The sequence below is a fragment of the Tatumella sp. JGM91 genome (genome assembly GCF_018257575.1).
Classification (GTDB): Bacteria; Pseudomonadota; Gammaproteobacteria; order Enterobacterales; family Enterobacteriaceae; genus Tatumella; species Tatumella punctata.
Genome location: NZ_JAERJP010000014.1, coordinates 49,117 through 68,068, shown reverse-complemented (window position 1 = coordinate 68,068; position 18,952 = coordinate 49,117). Strand labels below are relative to the sequence as shown.

Annotated in this window: 17 protein-coding genes; 14 read left to right on the top strand and 3 right to left on the bottom strand. The window is 52.5% G+C overall.

The features are described from left to right. Nucleotides 1–31: 31 nt before the first annotated feature. Nucleotides 32–1,279, bottom strand: a complete 1,248-nt coding sequence (locus JK198_RS11010) for a glycoside hydrolase family 68 protein (RefSeq protein ID WP_212708615.1) — start codon at nucleotides 1,277–1,279, stop codon at nucleotides 32–34. A 292-nt stretch (nucleotides 1,280–1,571) separates the two neighbouring features. Between JK198_RS11010 and JK198_RS11005 the strand changes: the two genes are divergently transcribed. From JK198_RS11005 to JK198_RS10980, 6 genes are all read left to right on the top strand, one after another. Further along, nucleotides 1,572–1,766: an ogr/Delta-like zinc finger family protein gene (locus tag JK198_RS11005; RefSeq protein WP_212708614.1), complete on the top strand. Its 195-nt coding sequence runs from the start codon at nucleotides 1,572–1,574 to the stop codon at nucleotides 1,764–1,766. Nucleotides 1,767–2,330: 564 nt separating this feature from the next. Then, nucleotides 2,331–4,685, top strand: a complete 2,355-nt coding sequence (locus JK198_RS11000) for a TonB-dependent receptor (protein WP_212710671.1) — start codon at nucleotides 2,331–2,333, stop codon at nucleotides 4,683–4,685. 64 nt (nucleotides 4,686–4,749) lie between these two features. Continuing rightward, a complete protein-coding gene (locus JK198_RS10995) occupies nucleotides 4,750–5,778 on the top strand; it encodes a ChuX/HutX family heme-like substrate-binding protein (RefSeq protein WP_212708612.1) in 1,029 nt (342 codons plus the stop codon). Beyond that, the gene (locus tag JK198_RS10990; protein ID WP_212708611.1) at nucleotides 5,775–6,596 is read left to right on the top strand and encodes an ABC transporter substrate-binding protein; all 822 of its coding nucleotides are present in this window, start codon (nucleotides 5,775–5,777) and stop codon (nucleotides 6,594–6,596) included. The genes JK198_RS10995 and JK198_RS10990 overlap by 4 nt, the downstream gene beginning before the upstream one ends. Further along, nucleotides 6,586–7,593 carry an iron chelate uptake ABC transporter family permease subunit gene (locus tag JK198_RS10985; protein ID WP_212708610.1) on the top strand — a complete coding sequence of 336 codons (1,008 nt, stop codon included), beginning with the start codon at nucleotides 6,586–6,588 and terminating at the stop codon, nucleotides 7,591–7,593. The genes JK198_RS10990 and JK198_RS10985 overlap by 11 nt, the downstream gene beginning before the upstream one ends. Next, entirely contained in the window at nucleotides 7,586–8,368 is a 783-nt protein-coding gene (locus JK198_RS10980; protein ID WP_212708609.1) for a heme ABC transporter ATP-binding protein, read from the top strand. The genes JK198_RS10985 and JK198_RS10980 overlap by 8 nt, the downstream gene beginning before the upstream one ends. A gap of 53 nt (nucleotides 8,369–8,421) precedes the next feature. Here JK198_RS10980 and JK198_RS10975 read toward each other — a convergent pair whose 3' ends face one another. Next, the gene (locus JK198_RS10975) at nucleotides 8,422–8,577 is read right to left on the bottom strand and encodes a hypothetical protein (protein WP_212710672.1); all 156 of its coding nucleotides are present in this window, start codon (nucleotides 8,575–8,577) and stop codon (nucleotides 8,422–8,424) included. 173 nt (nucleotides 8,578–8,750) lie between these two features. Here JK198_RS10975 and JK198_RS10970 point away from each other — a divergent pair, with 173 nt between their 5' ends. Beyond that, nucleotides 8,751–9,734, top strand: coding sequence for a Gfo/Idh/MocA family oxidoreductase (locus JK198_RS10970; RefSeq protein ID WP_212708607.1), 984 nt, complete (start codon nucleotides 8,751–8,753; stop codon nucleotides 9,732–9,734). Nucleotides 9,735–9,764: 30 nt separating this feature from the next. Here JK198_RS10970 and JK198_RS10965 read toward each other — a convergent pair whose 3' ends face one another. Beyond that, a complete protein-coding gene (locus JK198_RS10965; protein ID WP_212708606.1) occupies nucleotides 9,765–10,721 on the bottom strand; it encodes a LysR substrate-binding domain-containing protein in 957 nt (318 codons plus the stop codon). Between the two features lie 303 nt (nucleotides 10,722–11,024). On the opposite strand from JK198_RS10965, the gene JK198_RS10960 reads away from it, so the two are divergent. The 7 genes from JK198_RS10960 (at nucleotide 11,025) to JK198_RS10930 (ending at nucleotide 18,884) form a co-directional block, all read left to right on the top strand. Next, complete coding sequence (locus tag JK198_RS10960; RefSeq protein ID WP_212710673.1) at nucleotides 11,025–12,656, top strand: TIGR04028 family ABC transporter substrate-binding protein; 1,632 nt, start codon at nucleotides 11,025–11,027, stop codon at nucleotides 12,654–12,656. 15 nt (nucleotides 12,657–12,671) lie between these two features. Beyond that, nucleotides 12,672–13,616 carry an ABC transporter permease gene (locus JK198_RS10955; protein WP_212708604.1) on the top strand — a complete coding sequence of 315 codons (945 nt, stop codon included), beginning with the start codon at nucleotides 12,672–12,674 and terminating at the stop codon, nucleotides 13,614–13,616. Nucleotides 13,617–13,618: 2 nt separating this feature from the next. Then, complete coding sequence (locus JK198_RS10950) at nucleotides 13,619–14,458, top strand: ABC transporter permease (protein WP_249213115.1); 840 nt, start codon at nucleotides 13,619–13,621, stop codon at nucleotides 14,456–14,458. 11 nt (nucleotides 14,459–14,469) lie between these two features. Beyond that, nucleotides 14,470–16,080 carry an ABC transporter ATP-binding protein gene (locus JK198_RS10945; RefSeq protein WP_212710677.1) on the top strand — a complete coding sequence of 537 codons (1,611 nt, stop codon included), beginning with the start codon at nucleotides 14,470–14,472 and terminating at the stop codon, nucleotides 16,078–16,080. Next, nucleotides 16,077–17,102, top strand: a complete 1,026-nt coding sequence (locus JK198_RS10940) for a putative FMN-dependent luciferase-like monooxygenase (RefSeq protein WP_212708602.1) — start codon at nucleotides 16,077–16,079, stop codon at nucleotides 17,100–17,102. The genes JK198_RS10945 and JK198_RS10940 overlap by 4 nt, the downstream gene beginning before the upstream one ends. Further along, nucleotides 17,099–18,226, top strand: coding sequence for an alkylhydroperoxidase domain protein (locus JK198_RS10935; protein ID WP_212708601.1), 1,128 nt, complete (start codon nucleotides 17,099–17,101; stop codon nucleotides 18,224–18,226). The genes JK198_RS10940 and JK198_RS10935 overlap by 4 nt, the downstream gene beginning before the upstream one ends. 100 nt (nucleotides 18,227–18,326) lie before the next feature. Further along, complete coding sequence (locus tag JK198_RS10930; protein ID WP_212708600.1) at nucleotides 18,327–18,884, top strand: YceI family protein; 558 nt, start codon at nucleotides 18,327–18,329, stop codon at nucleotides 18,882–18,884. Nucleotides 18,885–18,952: the final 68 nt, after the last annotated feature.

The window sequence follows — 18,952 nt, the reverse complement described above, 5'->3', positions numbered from 1 at the left end:
AAGCGCGACATCAGCCGCGCGGTATTGTTAATTACCTGACAACAACGTTTTCAGTTGGCGGAATAAAGCCATAATCAAGCTCTTTCACCATAAACGTCTGGTTGCCTTTTATTTTCAGCTGAACAGTCGGTGCTTCTGTCCCGCCGACACGATAACCGCCATCGGATTCAGGCACACTGTCAATAAATGAGGTCACCAGACCATTAGGCATCACGCAGTGCGAATAAGTCTGATAAGGCTGAGAAGACGGATTGCCGAGAACTAATCCGGAACCATTTAATGGCTGGTAAGGGCCAAATAATGAATCACTGACAAAACCATAAACACCATCAGGCCCGGAAACACCATCACCGTAAGTATATTTATGGCTGATAGTAAACAGATAATACTTTCCGTCTTTAAATACAAAATGCGGACGTTCCGTCTGATCGTTAACCCCCACGGCAGTAATTAGTGGCGGTAATAATTGCCAGTCATTACCTTCTTTATCTTTGGCAACGGCAAATCCGATACAGCCGGTCTGGTAACGTGAACCCCCGACATCTTCGTAACCGGGAGGGATATCACCCATATCGTCGCTGGTAATAATATGTGACCCGCGCTCTCCGGCAACGTTGCCTTCAAATACCATATACAGGTTGCCATCTTTCGGGTCGACAAACGGGCTGGGGTCACGGAATCCCCAGTAGGCATTTTGCTGCTCTGTCTGATAGAGGAATCCGTCCGCAGAGAACAATTCGGTGACCTGAGTGAACCCTGAAAGGGTTACGCCACGGCCATCTGCCGCTATTTTTCCTTTCACTTTGACAATGGTCGCACCAGGGGTAACACAGGTGTAATACAGCTCAATATCACCCTGTTCGTTTACCAGTACAGGGGTACCGGCCCATTCACGGGTTGTCGGGGAAACCCCTTCGGCCATGACTTTCCCGCCATAGATCCAGTTCTTACTGTCTTTTGCATACCAGTAGCAGATACGGGCACGGCTGTGACGATTGGTCCAGTCACTGTCAATATCATAATTACCGTCAGCATCTTTATATACTTCTGGCTGACGCTCGGCAGTCAGGGTGAAAATGACAGACCAGCCGTTTACCGAAATAATATTCCCGTCATATTTCTTTAATGGCATTGTATCCCAGATAAAAAGCTCATCACTCATTACCGGGAAATCAAGGCCAACCAGCGGCTGAGTCGTTGTCGGATCATCACTGTGAACTTTCAGGGCGTCAGCACGGCTCCAGGCAGTCGTTTTCACTTTATCGATTAAGTTTTTCATTTTAAACCTCCGTAATTGAATGAGGTTTAATAAGAGCACGTCGGGAAATATAATTAAAACGTATTCTATTTTGTAATAACCCACACAACAAAACACGTTATAAAAAAATACATTGTTGTGTAGTGGGTGACAGACCAGATAATGATAGCTTTGTTTGGGAGGATAAATAAGTATCTACAGCCAGATAAAAAGAAGATAGAATCTTTAATTTATTAATAATCATTAATGCAGTGATTGATCAATTATACCTCTTTTTGTTTTAAAATTATTCAGTGAAAAATAGGTGGTACTTATGATGCGTTGCCCGATCTGTAACAAGCCGGCCCACACTCGTACAAGCCGTTACTTAACCGATACAACCAAGGAAGCATACTATCAGTGTCAGGATATAACCTGCTCCTGCACGTTTAAAACAATAGAGAGTCTGGAGCGAATTATATGTGCACCGATGGCAAGAAAGGAACAACGGACAATCGCTGCCATCTAGGAATAATCTTATTATTATTTTAATTTTGAACTTTTCATAATTTTTGAAAAAAGGACAGGGTGTTAGTCGTAAGAAGTGATGGAATGAATTTTTTCCGGCCGGAAATGTAGCTACATTTTATCCTTCATTACCCTGAAAATGGCATTCACAGGGATAAACAGCAGTATAAAAACGACTGCTGTTTATTCATTTCAATAATTTAGTTTAATGAATTGTTTTTATTTTGTTAATTATTGTTTTGTTTTGATTAAGTAATTCCCCGATAGTTTTAGTCTGCCAGCGATTATGTTAACCGCTTTTACTGTTCAATGGGTTGTCGGCCAATACTGCTACTGACAGCATTAACAGCCATGCCACAACCTCCCGAAGGCCCGGATGTCTGCAGCTGAGAGGTTCACAAATTTACCCCCTCCCACTATTGATAATGGTTATCATTTTGATATAGATTATCATTCCCCAAAAAAAGAGGCGAATAAACGCACAATCTATCAGGGGATAATCAAATCATTCGTTTGCATTTATCTGCCGGCAAACGACATTTTTGGCGTGTCTGGACTTTTTACTATGCATAAATTTATAAATCAGGGCAAAATCAAACCCGTATTATTTCAGGTTACCGCAATTGCGATCTCGGTACATGCTGCCTGTAGCTTAGCAGCAACGGACAGCCCCTCTGCCGGAGATGATCAGGACGCCGGGGCTCAAATTACCGTCCGGGCGGCAGCTCCACAGCTCAGGGCTGATAACCGGAAAACACTCACCGCAGAGCAGATGCAGAAACAGGGGGCGAATGATTTTGGCAGCTTAATGCGCTACCAGACGCTGGTCAGTGCGACCGGCGCCAGTGGCGGATCCGGTAACGGTAAGAGTGGCTTTGACCGCGGCGGCTATACGGGATACAACATCCGGGGCATGGAAAGTAACCGTGTCGGCATTGATGTGGATGGCGTGGAATTACCTTCAGCAACCGGCCGGGGGTATGTTGGTCGTACAGGAGTAAATACCTTTGGTATCGGGCGTGATTATATTGATCCCTATCTGTTCGGTGTCATGGATATTGATGCCGGCGCGACCGCGGTTTCCCAGCCGAATACCTCTATTGGCGGGATCGTATCTTTCCGTACCAAATCTCCTGATGATTATCTGAGTCCTGATAAATCAAGTTATTTTGGCTATCAGTCCGATTACGACTCTTCCGACCGTGGCTGGCACAACGGTATTACTGCGGCGGCGGGAGACGAAGCACTGCGCGGAATTTTTGTCCTCAGCCGGCGTGATGGCCAGCAAACCCGGAATAACAGCGGAACCCTGTCTGCCTATCCTGCTAACTGGCATTCGACGGCATTTCTGGCCACGGGTATCTGGCAGCCTGATGATTTGCACACACTGACAGGTACCTTCAGTTACTACGATAAAACCAATCACACCCACTATGATACCTGGGATTCCGGCGGTACCGCTGTTATTGGTACCAGTCACCAGTCCAGCGCGACCCGGCGTGCAGGGATAAATCTGCAGGATGAATATACGCCGTTAACTACGTGGATTGATTCACTGACCACCCGTTTTTACTGGCAAAAAACCCATGCTCATGACAATACTCTGGCTCCCTACGATACCGGTGTGATTGGCCGGACTCATTCTGACTACAATACAGACAGTATCGGATTGAGCAGTGAATGGCGTAAAACTACAGGGCGTCATGAGCTGAGTGCTGGTCTGAATGCCAGCGAAGATACGACCAAACGCCCGTTCAGCCAGTCGCCGCTACCACTGGCCTATTATTCGGTAATGCAGCCTGAAGCAGACAGTAAATCTACCCGACTCGGCGCTTTTGTCCGCGATCGGATCAACTTTGCTATCCGGGAGCATAATTTCGCGATTACGCCGGGAGTCCGTGTTGCCTACCAGAAAACCAGACCACAGAACCTCTCTTCACTGACTGCCGGTAGTTCGGTACTGACAACGGACGCGGTCAGTACCCTGTACGGTTCAGGCAGCAGTGATACTCAGATATTACCGTCTCTGACCCTGCAATACTCCCTGAATCCGCAATTACTGACCTATATTAAGTATCAGCGCGGCGCTGAGTTTCCGAATGCCAGCCAGCTTTATGGCTCATGGAACCTGGGATCCAGTTATGCGGGACGCGGGCAATATGCCCTGATTGGTAATTCAGCCCTGAAAACCGAAACCAGTAATAACTTTGAATGGGGCCTGACCGGGCAATTGATCCCCGGGGTGACTTTCAGCGGTTCCTTGTTCTATAACCAGTACGATAATTTTATTGCTTATACACGTTATAACCGCAGCAGCTCACCGGGCATGTTCAGCCGTGTACCGTCCAATATCTACACTATTTACCAGGCCGAAAACCGGGATAAAGCCTTTATCTATGGTGGTGAAATCAATACCCGAATCAATATCGGCCACTGGATCGACTCTGCTGATGGTCTGAGCGCCAGTCTGGCGCTGGGTTATACACAAGGCAAATCGAAGTCCTCTCTGAGTGGTGACAGCTATACCGATCTGGACAGTGTGGCGCCGATGAAGGCCGTGGCGGGAGTGGCGTGGGATGATCCATCAGGCCGCTGGGGGAGTGCGGTAACCGCGACCTTTGTGAAGGGAAAACAGGCGCAGCAAACCACACGAGATACCATCACTACCGGTACGGTTACCTCACAGGACAGCCCTTATATGCGCATCCCGGGCTACGGTATGGTCGATGCCACCGCATACTGGCGGGTGACGAAAAATGTCAAACTGAGCGGTGGTGTCTATAACATTACGGACCGTAAATATATTGATTATCTGAGCAGCCGTGAACTGAAAACCTCCACGCCACAGGATCGTAATAATGTTGCGTTAGCCGTGATGCCGGGGCGTACTTTCCAGCTCGGACTGAACGTCGATTTCTGATTATTTATTATCTGCCTTGTCGCTGCGGCAGGGCACTCAGGGAACAGAGAAGTAAGGAGCCTATATGAACACAGTTTATCAGCAATATCTGCAATTAAAGCGACAACATCCGTCAGTCCGTGCACGGGATCTGGCAAAAATGATCGGTATCAGTGAGGCCGCACTGCTGCAGGCCAGAATGGCTGAAGGCGTACAGCAGTTGCGTGCCGATTTCCCGGCATTACTCGAGGCCCTGGAAGGGGTCGGGGAAACCAAAAATATTTCCCGCAATGAGTATGCGGTTCATCAACAGACCGGCAGCTACCATAATCTGCATATTGGCCCCCGGGCAGGGCTGGTCCTTAACCCGCGCCAGCTGGATTTACGTTTCTTTATCTCTGAATGGCAAAGTGCTTTTTATCTTCAGGAGCAGACAGCCGGTGGTGAACGGAAAAGTATTCAGATCTTTGATGATAAGGGAGCGGCAGTACTAAAAATTTATACCACCGGAAAGACAGATCTTCCGGCCTGGCAGGCACTGATCACCCGGTTTGTGCTGCCACATCCGCAAATACTGTCACTGAATACTACTCCGGCGGCAGAGTTTTCTGAGCAATTTGATGCACAACAGGTTGAGCAGGAATGGCGTGAAATGACCGATGTACATCAGTTTTTCCGTTTGCTTGGTCGCCATAATATCAGCAGACAGCAGGCTTTTTCGGCAGTCAGTAATGATCTGGCGCAACAGGTCGGCCCACAGGCACTGGGACAGTTGCTGGCGCTGGTGCAGCAGGCCGGCAACGAAATTATGATTTTCACCGCTAACCGTGGCTGTACGCAGATCTTCACCGGCGTTATCGGGAACATCACCTCCCGGGAAGGCTGGCTGAATATATTTAACCGGGACTTTACCCTGCATCTTCAGGATCAGCAGATTGCGGAAAGCTGGATCACCCGTAAGCCGACCGCTGACGGACATGTCACCAGTCTGGAATTATTTGCTGCCGACGGCAGGCAGATAATCCAGCTTTATGGACAGCGCAGTGAGGGAAATCCGGAACAGCGGCAGTGGCGTGAGCAGATCGAATCCCTCACCGGAGACCTGGCCGTATGAAAATCGCCGGCCTGATACTGTGTCTGCTGGCATTACCGGTGTTTGCCACCCGGCACATTGTTTCCATCGGCGGTGATGTCACCGAAATCGTTTATGCACTGGGGGCCGGTCAGCAACTGGCAGGGCGTGACAGTACCAGTATTCGTCCGCTACAGGCCAGAAAATTACCGGATGTCGGTTATATGCGTCAGCTGAATACAGAAGGTATTCTGGCGCTGAAACCATCGCTGGTTTTGGTCAGTGAACAGGCCAAACCTTCGCAGGTATTGGAACAGCTTTCACAGGCAGGGGTGAAGGTGGTGCCTGTGAGCGGAGAAAACTCACTGCCTGCCATATTGCAGAAGATCACCACTATTGCCGCCGCACTTAACGAAAATGTCGCGGCACAGCCATTATTACAGCAGGTCAGGCAGCAAACCGAGGCTATCCCGTCTCATCCCTTAGCTATCAGGGCGCTATATATTATGGCAAACAGTGGTATGACGACCCTGGTGGCCGGTAATCAGACCGCTGCAGATGTGGCAATCCGCAGTGCCGGACTGATTAATGTGATGGGCAGTGTGCCTCATTACCAACCGATGTCTGCTGAGGGCATTATTGCTGCCGCACCGGATCTGGTACTGATGGATGCCGGTGGCGTGGCGGCCCTGGGCGGGCCGTCTAACGTCTGGCAGTTGCCGGGCCTGGCCATGACGCCGGCAGGGCAGCATCAGCGGTTATTGTATGTTGACCAGATGGCCTTGCTGGGATTCGGCCCGGATACACCACAGGCAATACGCCGCTTACGCCAGGATGCAGAAAAAATTGATGCACAATAGTCAGCGCTCACTTCTCTGGTTAGGCACGCTGGGGCTGGTATTGCTGGTGACATTACTGGTGGCCAGTCAGTCAGGCGCAATAAAGTTATCCCTGGCCAGTTTATGGCATCAGGCCCCGGGGAGCCTGGAGCGTAATATCTGGCTGAATATCCGCTTACCCAGGGTATTACTGGCAGCCCTGGTCGGAATAGCACTGGCCGTATCGGGGAGTGTTATGCAGGGGCTGTTCCGTAATCCTCTGGCTGACCCCGGACTACTCGGGATCAGCAGTGGCGCAGGACTGGCTGTGGCAGTCGCGATAGTTATTCCGCTGGCACTCCCGCCGGTGCTGGTAATGTGGCTGCCGATGCTGGCGGCTTTTACCGGCAGCATGCTGGTCACGGTACTGATCTTTAAACTCAGCCGTGTTACCCGCGGACATCTGTCACGTTTATTACTGTTCGGTGTGGCGATCAATGCCCTCTGCGGATCCAGTGTCGGGGTGCTCTCATGGATCAGTAATGATCAACAATTGCGTCAGCTCTCCCTGTGGGGTATGGGCAGTCTCGCCCTGGCCAGTTGGCCAGCCCTGTCAGTCTGTGCGGTGCTGATCCTGCCTGCGGCAATCCTGAGTTTATGTTGTGCCGGACAGCTTAATATGCTGCAACTGGGAGAAGAAGATGCCCATTATATGGGGGTAAATGTACTGCGGACCCGGCGTCAGTTACTGGTGCTGAATGCCTTACTGGTCGGCACCGCGGTCTCGGTCAGTGGTGTGATTGGCTTTATCGGACTGGTGATCCCGCATCTGATGCGTCTGTGTTTTGGCAGTGACCACCGCATGGTATTACCTGCATCGGCCCTCAGTGGCGCTATCTTACTGCTGCTGGCGGATACCCTGGCTCGTACTCTGGTAACACCGGCCGAAATGCCGGTCGGGTTGCTGACCAGTCTGATCGGTGCGCCCTGGTTATTCTGGATGATTATCCGTCGGCAGCGGGAGAACGGGGATGTATGAACTGACGGCACGCTCGGTCGGAGTCATCAGCGGGCAACGCCAGCTGTTGTGTAATATCTGTCTGCAATTTGTCCCCGGAGAAATGGTCGCGCTGATTGGGCCAAACGGGGCCGGGAAGTCGACCCTGCTGCGGGTACTCAGTGGCTATCTTGCGCCGGACAGCGGACAGTGTCTGCTACAGGGTAAACCGCTGGCTGACTGGCCCGGCCGGTTGCTTGCCCGGCAGCGGGCAGTGATGCGTCAGCAAAATACACTGACATTTTCCCTGACGGTGCGCCAGGTCATCAGCCTTGGCAGGGCGGTCTGGCCACGCCAGCAACAGCCACAGCAGCAGATCGTCAGAGAAGTCGCCGCACTGACCGGTTGTCAGGTGCTGCTGGAACGCAATTATCTGCAATTATCCGGCGGTGAACAGCAAAGAGTACAGCTGGCGAGGGTACTGGCACAGCTATGGCGTGACGGCGAACCGCAGGGCTTTTTATTTCTTGATGAACCGGCTTCTGCGCTGGATCTCTACCACCAGCAGCAGATCCTTCGCTTACTGCACCGGCTGACACGGCAGGGAAAACTGATGGTATGCAGTGTACTGCATGATCTTAACCAGGCATCCTTATGGGCGGACCGGGTGTTACTGTTACATCAGGGATCGCTGGTGGCAGAAGGAACCGCGCAGCAGGTACTGAGAAAGGATATTTTAGAGCGCTGGTATCAGGCAGAACTCAGGGTCAGTACGGAAGGGCCGCAGCAGAAACCGCAGGTGATGCTACTGCCATAACCGCGGGTAACCGCCCGAATCACGGGCGGCAGAATACCACAGCAGTGGATCGGTTATTCATCAAAACAGAGTTCAGTGGCGCTGCCCTGATCATCATATTCTTCCCGGTCACGGGCCGCGGCCCGTTCCGGGCTCAGCAGGTCATCGGACAGGTAACGCTGACCCGCCGCCAGGATATCTTCAATTTGCACCGCGTAAGTTGTCGCCATCAGGGAACCTCCAGGTTGCGAAATAATGAATCATCATGTTCAGCATGACAGCAGCAGATGACAGTTCTGTGATCCTTTTAGCTGAAACAGCACCGGTTGTGCCAGCAGCAAACGACTTCGGCAGTAATTAGCATTATGCTGAAGCGATACGCTATTTTTCGGGAGAGCATTCAATGTTACGTTTAGCGGTAATAGGTACTAACTGGATCACCGATAGTTTTGTGACAGCGGCACTGGAAAGCGGCTTGTACCAGCTGACTGCCGTTTATTCCCGTCGTCTGGCGCAGGCTGAATCTTTTGCAGCAAAATATGCAGACACGACTCTGTTTACCGATTTGCAGCAACTGGCCAAAAGTGACCTGTTTGATGCGGTATATATTGCCAGCCCGAATTCGCTGCACTGTGAACAGAGCTGCCTGTTTATGCAACAGGGTAAACATGTCATTTGCGAAAAACCGTTTGCTGCAGATATTCAGCAGGCTGAAAAAATGGTGGCCTGCGCCAGAGAGCATCAGGTGGTGCTGTTTGAAGCCTTTAAAACCGCCTGCCTGCCTAATTTTCGGGTAATTTATGAAACGCTGCCGCGGCTGGGAACGTTACGGAAAGTCCTGTTACAGTACTGCCAGTATTCTTCCCGTTATGGCCGTTATCTGGCCGGGGAAAATCCGAATACTTTTAACCCGGCGTTTGCCAATGGCTCGGTAATGGATATTGGTTTCTATCCGCTGGCCAGTGCGGTGGCCCTATGGGGCAAACCGCAGGGGGTGGTGGCTCAGGCCAGTCTGCTGGAGAGCGGTGTGGATGCCCATGGTTCGGTTATTCTGGAGTATGGCGATTTTGATGTAACTATTCTGCATTCCAAGGTCAGCGACTCTGTGCTGAGTAGTGAGATTCAGGGGGAGCAGGGATCACTGCGGGTGGATAAAATTTCAACCTGTGAAGGACTGACCCTGTATCCGCGCGGCGGTCAGCCGCAGGCTATCGGTGTCGCGCAATATGATAATTCGATGCGAAATGAGGCAGAAGTCTTTGCCGGGCTGGTGGCCGGCCTGCAGGTGGAACATCAGGGATTACAGGTCAGCCTGATCACCTCACAGTTACTGACAGAAATACGTCGCCAGACCGGTGTTCGTTTCCCGTCAGACGGTGAGGCCTGACAGGAAGGGCTGCCGCTCAGGCGGCAGCCGTCAGATTTCAAAGTTGTAGGCGGTTTCACCCGAGGCCGTGCTTTGCAGCGCGCTGGCTTTTAGTTCATCAACTGACAGGTTAGGGTTACACAGCATCATAAACTGCCACAGATAATCCCGTTGCAACTGGCCGCGTTTTACGGCCATCCAGACGGTACTGGCGGCAAACAGATGGCGGACATCGAGTGCGCTGATCCCCTCATCGGCATCAGTCACTGCCGTTTCTGCCACAATACCGATCCCCATGCCCAGTTTTACGTAGGTTTTTACGACATCCGAGTCCTGGGCACTCAGTACAATATCGGTTTTCAGGGAGGCGCTTTCGAAAGCCTGATCGATGGCTGACCGTCCTGTCATACCACTGCGATAGGTAATTAATGGCCAGGCGGCGAGGTGTTCCAGAGTCACATCGGGCTGGCCGGCCAGCGGATGCTGTCGCGGGATCAGTACTTTATGATTCCATTTAAACCACGGGAAGGCCCGCAGTGCCTCACTGTTTGACAGTACTTCGGAAGCAATCCCCAGGTCGGCAGTACCGGCACTGACCATGGCACGGATTTCTTCCGGCGTGCCCTGGTTCAGTACCACGCGAATATTCGGATAGAGTTCACGAAACAGTTTTATTTTATCGGGCAGTGAATAACAGGCCTGGGTATGGGTGGTGGCGATGGTCAGTATCCCGTCTTGCTGACCGGTAAATAATTCGCCTAACCGGCGTGCTTTACCGGCATCGTCAAGAATACGCCGCGCAATGGTCAGCATTTCTTTACCGGGTCCTGTCAGGCCAAGCATACGTTTACCATGACGGATAAACAACTCCACCCCCAGTTCTTCTTCCAGTTCACGGATATGGCGACTAATTCCCGATTGTGAGGTATAGAGCGTTTTGGCCACTTCTGTCAGATTGAACTGGCACCGGGAAGCCTCCCTGATAATTCTTAGTTGCTGGAAGTTCATGATATTCACTTTTTTTAAGAGTTGCCCCGTTAAAATAAAAAAAATTATTTAGCGGGGTAAATAATTAAAACTTCGCATATATTCCTGAACGGTATATACAGCGGATATATCCACATCCTGACAGGCTTACATCTGCAATCCCCTAACAACCGGCGGGCAGAAAGGCACAACGTATGGCCGGAAAAGTATGACTTCCGGATAGTTTTTTTTCACACAAGCTATGCCATTTTTGTTATTTCAATTCTGAAAACAGTGGCTCTTATTATGAATAACGGTCTGAGTACAATAATAAAGAGGCAGTGGATGAAAAGATGGCGCGTCGCAGGATTTAAAAAACAGATACTGGTATCGCTGTTGGTGGCATCCCTGCCTGCCTGGTCAGCAGATAATCCACAGCACGGGGGAACGTTAATTTATCTGGAACAGCAGGCACACACTAACCTGTATCCTCCGGCGGGCGGCTTTTACCCTAATGGCGGTATCCTCAACCAGTTAACCGATAAACTGACCTGGCAGAATCCTAAAACACTGGCCATTGAACCCTGGATTGCCGAAAGCTGGAGCAGTAATCCGCAAAAGACGGAATGGACATTTAAATTACGTCCGGGAGTCACTTTTTCTGATGGTACTCCGCTGGATGCCGCAGCGGTTGCGAAAAATTTTGATACTTATGGTCTGGGAAATAGAGAAAAACATTTTCCGGTCTCAGAAGTGATTAATAATTACGATCATAGCCAGGTTATTGATCCGCTGACCGTAAAATTCTATTTTAAAAAGCCTTCACCAGGGTTTTTACAAGGGACATCGACCATAGGTTCCGGTCTGGTGTCATTATCCACATTAGATAAAAATTTCGATCAGCTGGGTGATGCACGCAATATTATCGGTTCCGGGCCTTTTGTGGTGAAATCAGAAACCCTGGGTCATGAACTGGATCTGGTGGCCCGTCCGGATTATCACTGGGGACCGAGTAATGATCCGCATCAGGGACCGGCTTATCTCGACGGGATTAAATTGATTGTGACGCCGGAAGATGGTGTCCGCATCGGTGCACTGCTGGCCGGACAGGCTGACTTTATCCGTCAGATACAGGCTTATGATGAGAAACGGGTTACAGCACAGCATCTGCCGGTCTATGCCGAAGCCACCCGTGGTGTCAATGACAGCCTGAGTTTCCGTCCGGATAACCCGCGGGTCTCTGATATTCGTGTACGCAAAGCACTTTCCCTGGCAACAAACCGCCAGCAAATTGTGGAAACCCTGTTTTCTGACAACTATCCGGCCGCAACCTCGGTACTGGCATCGACCGCCCCGGGGTATATACCGTTAAAAAACCTGCTGACCAGTGATCCTCAACAGGCGAAGAAATTACTGGATGAAGCCGGCTGGCTGCCCGGCAGCAATGGTATCCGTCAGAAGCAGGGAATACCGTTATCACTGAGTGTTTACGTTTCTCTGCCTCAACCCCAGAACAAGGAAGTCCTGCAGCTGATTGCCCGCCAGTGGCGTGAAATCGGCGTGGTACTGAATGTGCGTCCGGCTGATGCAGGGACAACGGTACTGAATAACCTCGACCCGCTGAAAGCACCGCTGACCGTTTCTGAGGTCGGCCGGGCGGATCCTGATGTGATTAAAAGTATGTTTTATCCGACAAACCGTGATGCACTGCTGCAAAAAGGTGGTCTCAGCGATAAGGTTAAACATTTCCGTGATGACAAACTCGATCAGCTGTTACTGAAGATCTCGCAGGAAACGGATAACGCTCAGCGTCTGAAACTGACCGGCGAGGCTCAGCGTTATCTGCTGGAACAGGCTTATGTAATCCCTGTCTTTGAAGAACCGCAGGTATTTGCCGGGGCTAAATGGCTGAAAGGGATCAGTTTTGAAGCCGTCGGACGTCCGTCATTTTACGATGCCTGGCTGGCTAAGAAATAAGCGGGAGACCGGATAATGGCACGCTATTTACTGCAACGGTTGTTACAGGGCGTTCTGGTGTTATGGGCGGCGTGGACACTGTCTTTTATTCTGCTGCAGCTACTGCCCGGCGACGCGATTATGATCAAATTCCTTGATCCTTCGCTGGGTTTGAGTGCGGAACAGATTGCTCAGATGCGTAAGTTATACGGTGAGGGGGTACCCGGCTGGCAGCAGTATATTTCGGCTTTACTGGCGATACTACATGGTAATCTGGGCTATTCGGTCCAGCTGGGGGTGCCGGTCAGCCAGGTGCTGGCGACTAACCTGCCACAGACCCTGAAACTGGTGATCCCCGGTTTTCTGCTGGCGCTGGTGGCAGGCCCCGGGCTGGCGATCCTCGCCTGGTTACCGGGGCTGAACTGGCTGCGTAATATACTGCTTTCACTACCGTCATTACTGGTTTCTCTGCCTGTATTCTGGCTGGGGATCGTATTGATCCAGATCTTCTCTTTTCAACTGAACTGGGTCTCAGTGATCAATCCATCGCCGATCGGCGGAATGATCCTGCCGGTGATCACCCTGGCGGTCCCGATTGCCGCGCCGCTGGCACAGATTTTTATGCGCAGTATTGATCAGGTACGTACCCGGCCTTTTGTCGCCGCTGCCCGCGCCCGCGGAGCCAGCCAGCGTCGGGTGCTGTTTCGCCATATTCTGCGGAACGCCAGCCTGCCACTGCTGACGGTGGCCGGTCTGCTGCTCGGTGAGCTGATTGCCGGAGCACTGGTCACTGAAACGGTTTTCGGGCTGAACGGGCTGGGACAGGTGACCTGGCAGGCAGTCAACGCCAGAGACGAAAATGTATTACAAGCCATAGTGATGATATCAGCGCTGTCCTATGTGGTGAGTAATCTGTTGGCAGATCTGCTGACTCCGTTACTCGATCCGCGCCTGAATAGTCTGTCGGGGAGGAAACTATGAGTATGACCAGTCTGTTAAGCGTTTCTGCCCATAGCCCCCGGCGGCGTCCTGATCTCAAACCGGGATTACTGCTGGCCACCACTGTGATTGTACTGGCAATACTGGCTGCCCTGTTTCCCCAGTGGTTTACCCGCTACAACCCCTATGATGGTATTGCCGGTATCCAGCTGACCCCTCCCGACAGTCATCACTGGCTGGGTACCGATCAGCTGGGGCGTGACCTGTTAAGCCGGATTATTTATGGCACCCGCTGGTCATTATCGGCTGCGACTGCGGCGGTTGCTGTCGGGCTGGTGGCGGGCGGCGCTGTCGGCATGCTGGCGGGTTTCAGTCGTTTAAGGATAGACAACCTGGTTATGCGGCTGGTGGATGTACTGCTATCAATACCGGCACTGTTATTGTCGCTGAGCATTATTATCCTGCTGGGAGCCGGAACTCTGCATGCGGCGCTGGCCGTGGGCTGTGCTTCGGTGGCAAATTTTGCCCGTCTGTCGCGCACCGAGGTATTACGTATCCGTCATCAGGATTATATCGAGGCGGCATTTGGCAGCGGCGGGCACTTTTTATCGGTCTTTCTGCGACATGTCCTGCCAAATGCCTTACCCACGCTGCTGGCGTTTTCCGCCTTACAGTTTGGTCAGGCTATTCTGGCACTCTCAACCCTGAGTTTTCTGGGATTTGGCAGCCCGCCACCGGTACCGGAATGGGGATTATTGATTGCCGAAGGGCGTAATTATCTGGCAACGGCCTGGTGGCTGGCTGCTTTCCCGGGCGGGGTGGTTATTGTGGTGGTGCTGGCAGCTAACCGCATCAGCCGCTATTTTTCAGGAGAAGTCTCATGACCCTTCAGAGATTGCCGGTGTTACAACTGGAAGAGCTGAGTATTGCTTATCATTCCGCTGACCCGTGGCGGGAGACCGTCCATAGTATCAGCCTGACTCTGAATGCCGGTGAAATGCTGGCAGTGGTGGGTGAATCCGGGTCAGGAAAAACGACCACCGCTCAGGCGGTTATCGGTTTGTTAGCGGAAAATGGCCGCCGCAGCGCAGGCCATATCCGGTTTAATGGCGAAGATATCAGCCAGTGGTCTTCCGCCAGGCTGGACAGTTTGCGGGGATCGCAGATTTCACTGATCCCGCAGGATCCGGCTGACTCCCTTAACCCGTTAAAAACGCTGGGTGAGCAGGTGGGAGAAGTGCTGTTGCTGGGCGGGGATCGCCTGTCACGTCGCCAGCGCCGGCAGCGTGTGACAGAACTGTTCCAACGGGTCGGACTGAGTCATCCGCAACAGCGAATTCTTCAGTATCCGCATCAGCTGTCCGGGGGCATGAAACAACGGGTATTAATTGCTATTGCCATTGCTTTAAAACCGGCATTGATCATTGCCGATGAACCCACCAGCGCACTGGATGTTACGGTACAAAAACATATCATGACGCTGATTGATGAATTGCGACATGACTACGGGACTGCGGTACTGTTCGTTACCCATGATCTGGCCCTGGCCAGTGAACATGCAGACCGGCTGGCGGTATTCCGAGAAGGGCGGTTACTGGAACAGGGCACTACAGCGCAGGTGATCCGTCAGCCACAGCACCCTTATACTGCACAATTACTGGCTGATGTACGACAAAACTATACGACTGTCCCGCTGCCGGTGGCGGAGCCTGACAGCCCTGCGGTAATCCGTATGCAGGCAGTCCGTAAGCGATTTTCTCTTAATCATCGCCAGCAGATGCAGGCGTTGCAGGATATTTCTCTGACAGTACTGCGGGGCACGACCCATGCACTGGTCGGCGAGTCAGGTTCCGGAAAAACCACTCTGGCCCGTATTCTGCTGGGATTTGAACAGGCAGACAGTGGCAGTATCGAAATCAGCGGACAGAGTGTCGCCAGCTTATCCCGCCAGGGCTGGCGGCAGTTACGACAGAAAATCCAGTTCGTGTATCAGAACCCTTTTTCATCTCTTGACCCGCGTCAGACCCTGTTCTCGGTGATTGAAGAGCCGTTACTCAATTTTCATAATCTGACACGACAGCAGCGTCAGCAACAGGTGGAAACCGCTGCGGCTCAGGTAGCCTTAGATCCGTCCCTGTTATCACGGCGGGCGCATCAGTTATCCGGAGGACAGCGGCAGCGGGTGGCGATTGCCCGTGCATTGATCCTCCGGCCGGAAATTCTGGTACTGGATGAGGCAACCTCGGCGCTGGATGTTACGGTGCAGTCGCAGATCCTGACATTACTCAGGGAATTACAGCAAAAGCTGTCACTGACGTATTTATTTATTACCCATGATTTACAGGTGGTACGCCGTATTGCTCATCAGGTCTCCGTATTACGTAACGGTCAGCTGGTAGAACATGGCAGTACCGAACAGCTGTTTTCTGCGCCACAGAACGAATACACCCGGCAGCTGATTACTGCGATACCCTCATTTACGCCAGCGCAGGAGGTGCATATATGACCGCAAAACGGATAGGTTTTTTTACCCGGTTACTGGAAAAAGCGCCGGCCGGAGAACGTTACCGGCTGGCAACAGAACAGATCTGCCATGCGGAGGCATTGGGTTTTGACAGTGCCTGGGTCGCCCAGCACCATTTTCATGAGCATGAAGGCGGGCTGCCGTCGCCGTTATTATTCCTGGCCCATGCCGGTGCCCATACCAGGAAAATCCGTCTCGGGACGGCGATTATCACCCTGCCGATGGAAAATGCGATACGGGTGGCAGAGGATGCCGCGGTACTGGATCTGCTGACCGGCGGGCGCCTGGAACTGGGGCTGGGCTCCGGGGGAACCCCGGGCTCGTTTGAACCTTTCGGACAAACTTTTGATCAGCGGGCGGAGACGTTTGCCGCGAATCTGGCTGTTTTACAGCAGGGGCTGCGAGGGGCACCGTTACAGCAGACCGCGAATTGCCTGTACCCTGCGGCCCCGCAACTGACAGATAAACTCTGGATTGCCACTTTCTCCGCAGAAGGCGCGGAAAGAGCCGGTAAAGCAGGCCTCGGGCTGATGTTATCCCGTACCCAGCCGCGACCGGCGGGTCAGCCGGGACTGGCTCTGGATGAACTGCAAAATCCGCTGATTGATGCCTATCTGGCGGCTCTGCCTGCCGGAACTGAACCGCGGATTCTGGCATCCCGTACCGCGTTTGTCGCCGATGACCGGCAGTATGCCCGTAAGATTGCGTTACCTGGCCTGACGGCGCAGGCCGAAGGTTACCGCCAGTCGGGTCATCAGTTGCGGGGTGAAACCCTTGACGACTATATCGGGCAGTTTGATGCGCATATCGGCGACCCGCCGGATGTACTGGCATCTCTGCTGCGTGACAGTTGCCTGTCACGGGTCACGGATATCTCCTTCCAGGTTCATTCCGTGGAGCCGGAACACGGGGATGTACTGCGTTCGCTGGAATTACTGTCGCGTTATATTACCCCGGTGCTGCGTAATACTGCCCCGGAGTCTTTACCGGAGAGGTCTCTATGAGTGAAAATTATGATGTGGTTCAGTATTTAGCGGGTATCAGCGCCGGCTCTGAACTGGCGAAAAGCCGCGTAATCCGTCAGCAGGCAACCGAACATACACAGGGCAGTTATCAGGCGCTGTTCAGTCGCGGCAGTGATGACTTTCCGCTGGCCCTGCGTACCCTGATTGCGGCACAAGTGGCGGCCTGGCACCAGCTCACAGCATTACAACAACATTATGCGTCCCTGAGCCCGGCGGCGCAGCCTTCTGCCGCGCTGACGGCGGCCCTGAGTTTTGCCCGCCGGCTGACGTTCGAGCCGGTGGCGTGCGGGCCGGATGATATACAGCACTTGCAGCAGGCTGGCTGGCAGACAGACACTATTGTCACCCTGGCACAGCTGATTGCTTTTGTCAGTTTCCAGAGCCGGTTAATCAGCGGTTTCCGGTTACTGGCAGATCACCAGGCCCCTTCTGCCGGTGAGCCTAACCCTCCGGTGTGTGCAGGCCGCTGGCATACTCACCCGCAGACACAACAACAGCAACCAGCCCCGGTCGCGTTTACCCAGAAAACTCTTGGCTGGGAGCCCTGGTTAGCGCCAAAACCACTGACAGAGTTTACTCCGCAACAGCAGGAGATCCTGACAGGTTTTGGCCATCAGAACTCGGCATATTTCCGTTTACTGGGGCGTGATCTGCCGGTACTGGAACAGCGGACATTAACCGATAAAGGCATTTTTTATACGCCCGGCGGATTGCCCCGCGCCGAGCGTGAGCTGGCGGCAGCGGTGACCAGTAAAGTGAATGGCTGTATTTATTGCGCTTCGGTCCATGCCCGTAAGGCCAGCCAGTTGTCTAAGAAACGTGATGAAGTGGCACTGCTGCTACAGGTTCAGCCGGGAGACCCGTTATCCGCCGGACAGTCAGAGCGCTGGCAGGCCGAAATTGAGGCGGTTGCGGCCCTGTCTCTGACGCCTCCGCAACTGACTGCGACACACCTGCGGACCCTGAGTGATCTCTCTCTCCCGGTGCTGGAAATAACGGATCTGATTCAGTCAGCAGCTTTCTTTGCCTGGGCGAATCGTCTGATGCTGACTCTGGGGGAACCTTTTATTCTGCCACAAAACGCTGAGACAGCGGCCCGATAGCGGCCCGGAAACAGGCTGCCGAGGCCGGGAGCCTGTCGCTGTTAAATCCTACGCGAAGCGTTTATCATCGGAGTCTGTTAAGTTATCGGGCGGAAAAGGTATGTCCCCGGCCATAAAATTACTGGTGATGATTGTTGCCTGTCTCCCGTTAGCAGGGGTAGCCGGACAGTATCTGATTAATCCGCAGCTCAGCCATCTCGAATTATACTGGCAAATGATTGGGGTGCGGGAATACCATGCCCGTTTATCGGCTGTTCAGGGAGAGATAAATTTTGATCAACAGCAGGATTCACAAATTCGTCTGCAGGCCAGGCTACCGATTGCTGCACTGGACGCCAATAACTGGCTGCTGACCCGCGCATTAAAAAGTGCTGCTTTTTTTGATCAGGAAAAATACCCTGAAGCAGTGTTCAGCAGCAACCGGATGGTGGCACTGCCTGACGGACGTTACCGGGTATTTGGCAGTCTGCAGATCAAAAATGTCCGTAAGTCACTGATATTATTTGCTCAGCAACGCCGTGTGTCTGCACAGCGTATTCGTTTATCCGCACAAACCACCCTTTCCCGTCGGTCTTTTGCTATGGGGCAATATCCGGTAATTGTCAGTGATCCGATCCGCGTCGATATTGTGTTATATGCTGACAGTACCGGCGGATAATCAGCGGAAACGGGGAGATGAAACAGGCTGTCGTGTCCCGGCCCGCGGCAGGAAACACGACAGAATAC

Bases quoted from the DNA above. Each gene is read 5' to 3' on its own strand.
- JK198_RS11010 (WP_212708615.1), bottom strand. From the start codon at position 1,279: ATGAAAAACTTAATCGATAAAGTGAAAACGACTGCCTGGAGCCGTGCT.
- JK198_RS11005 (WP_212708614.1), top strand. From the start codon at position 1,572: ATGATGCGTTGCCCGATCTGTAACAAGCCGGCCCACACTCGTACAAGC.
- JK198_RS11000 (WP_212710671.1), top strand. From the start codon at position 2,331: ATGCATAAATTTATAAATCAGGGCAAAATCAAACCCGTATTATTTCAG.
- JK198_RS10995 (WP_212708612.1), top strand. From the start codon at position 4,750: ATGAACACAGTTTATCAGCAATATCTGCAATTAAAGCGACAACATCCG.
- JK198_RS10990 (WP_212708611.1), top strand. From the start codon at position 5,775: ATGAAAATCGCCGGCCTGATACTGTGTCTGCTGGCATTACCGGTGTTT.
- JK198_RS10985 (WP_212708610.1), top strand. From the start codon at position 6,586: ATGCACAATAGTCAGCGCTCACTTCTCTGGTTAGGCACGCTGGGGCTG.
- JK198_RS10980 (WP_212708609.1), top strand. From the start codon at position 7,586: ATGTATGAACTGACGGCACGCTCGGTCGGAGTCATCAGCGGGCAACGC.
- JK198_RS10975 (WP_212710672.1), bottom strand. From the start codon at position 8,577: ATGGCGACAACTTACGCGGTGCAAATTGAAGATATCCTGGCGGCGGGT.
- JK198_RS10970 (WP_212708607.1), top strand. From the start codon at position 8,751: ATGTTACGTTTAGCGGTAATAGGTACTAACTGGATCACCGATAGTTTT.
- JK198_RS10965 (WP_212708606.1), bottom strand. From the start codon at position 10,721: ATGAACTTCCAGCAACTAAGAATTATCAGGGAGGCTTCCCGGTGCCAG.
- JK198_RS10960 (WP_212710673.1), top strand. From the start codon at position 11,025: ATGAAAAGATGGCGCGTCGCAGGATTTAAAAAACAGATACTGGTATCG.
- JK198_RS10955 (WP_212708604.1), top strand. From the start codon at position 12,672: ATGGCACGCTATTTACTGCAACGGTTGTTACAGGGCGTTCTGGTGTTA.
- JK198_RS10950 (WP_249213115.1), top strand. From the start codon at position 13,619: ATGACCAGTCTGTTAAGCGTTTCTGCCCATAGCCCCCGGCGGCGTCCT.
- JK198_RS10940 (WP_212708602.1), top strand. From the start codon at position 16,077: ATGACCGCAAAACGGATAGGTTTTTTTACCCGGTTACTGGAAAAAGCG.
- JK198_RS10935 (WP_212708601.1), top strand. From the start codon at position 17,099: ATGAGTGAAAATTATGATGTGGTTCAGTATTTAGCGGGTATCAGCGCC.
- JK198_RS10930 (WP_212708600.1), top strand. From the start codon at position 18,327: ATGTCCCCGGCCATAAAATTACTGGTGATGATTGTTGCCTGTCTCCCG.